Origin of the sequence: Plesiomonas sp., assembly GCF_051650925.1 — a bacterium.
In the GTDB taxonomy this organism is placed as follows: Bacteria; Pseudomonadota; Gammaproteobacteria; order Enterobacterales; family CAMTGL01; genus Plesiomonas.
In genome coordinates, this window is the sequence record NZ_JBOFRH010000603.1 from 1 (window position 1) to 1,238 (window position 1,238).

Genomic DNA, 1,238 nt, shown 5'->3' on the forward strand with positions numbered 1-1,238 from the left:
TGCCGTATTTGCAGTACCAGCGTACGGCCCACAGAATGATGTCACGCTGAAAATGCCGGCCTTTGAATGGGTTCATGTGCAGCTCCATCAGCAAAAGGGGATGATAAGTTTATCACCACCGACTATTTGCAACAGTGCCCTCTGATGTTACATTGCACAAGATAAAAACGCTGGATCTGCGTGAATTCCAGCAGCAGCAAGAGAAAGACTTTCTACAAACCAGCTTACAGCAGGCTAAATTTAACCAGAAAAAAGCCGCTGAATTACTGGGTCTGACTTATCATCAGCTACGTGCCTTGCTGAAGAAACACCAGATCTAATACGCATTTGCAGGTGTCATACTGGCGGGTTTGACGCATAACGTCATAAGGTTTACCATGGCGTCATTACTGTATAAAAACACAGGCATAGATATGACTCTGGCATTAGTTGGCGAAAAAATTGACAGAAATCGCTTCACCGGTGAGAAAGTTGAAAATAGTACATTTTTTAACTGCGATTTTTCAGGTGCCGACCTGAGCGGCACTGAATTTATCGGCTGCCAGTTCTATGATCGCGAAAGTCAGAAAGGGTGCAATTTTAGTCGCGCAATGCTGAAAGATGCCATTTTCAAAAGCTGTGATTTATCAATGGCAGATTTCCGCAACGTCAGTGCCTTGGGCATTGAAATTCGCCACTGCCGCGCACAAGGCGCAGATTTCCGCGGTGCAAGCTTTATGAATATGATCACCACGCGCACCTGGTTTTGCAGCGCATATATCACTAATACTAATCTAAGCTACGCCAATTTTTCGAAAGTCGTGTTGGAAAAGTGTGAGCTGTGGGAAAACCGCTGGATGGGGACTCAGGTACTGGGTGCGACGTTCAGTGGTTCAGATCTCTCCGGCGGCGAGTTTTCGACTTTCGACTGGCGAGCAGCAAACTTCACACATTGCGATCTGACCAATTCGGAGTTAGGTGACTTAGATATTCGGGGTGTTGATTTACAAGGCGTTAAGTTAGACAGCTACCAGGCATCGTTGCTCATGGAGCGGCTTGGCATCGCTGTGATTGGTTAGTTCAGCGTTTACACCGGGAGATGCGTTTGACGATTTACTTTGGCACTGTTGCAAAGTTAGCGATGAGGCAGCCTTTTGTCTTATTCAAAGGCCTTACATTTCAAAAACTCTGCTTACCAGGCGCATTTCGCCCAGGGGATCACCATAATAAAATGCTGAGGCCTGGCCTTTGCGTAGTGC

Annotated in this window: 1 protein-coding gene and 3 pseudogenes; 2 read left to right on the forward strand and 2 right to left on the reverse strand. The window is 46.6% G+C overall.

Features of this window, described 5'->3' with window-relative positions; translation table 11 throughout:
• Window positions 1-76 (reverse strand): annotated as a pseudogene (locus ACRC27_RS14385) (IS6 family transposase); the annotation flags it as partial.
• A 91-nt stretch (window positions 77-167) separates the two neighbouring features.
• Here ACRC27_RS14385 and ACRC27_RS14390 point away from each other — a divergent pair.
• Both ACRC27_RS14390 and ACRC27_RS14395 read left to right on the forward strand, forming a co-directional pair.
• Window positions 168-320, forward strand: a pseudogene (locus ACRC27_RS14390) (helix-turn-helix domain-containing protein); the annotation flags it as partial.
• A 93-nt stretch (window positions 321-413) separates the two neighbouring features.
• A complete protein-coding gene (locus ACRC27_RS14395; protein WP_012954666.1) occupies window positions 414-1,058 on the forward strand; it encodes a quinolone resistance pentapeptide repeat protein QnrB19 in 645 nt (214 codons plus the stop codon).
• A 93-nt stretch (window positions 1,059-1,151) separates the two neighbouring features.
• Here the strand turns inward: ACRC27_RS14395 and ACRC27_RS14400 are convergent.
• Window positions 1,152-1,238, reverse strand: a pseudogene (locus ACRC27_RS14400) (IS6 family transposase); the annotation flags it as partial.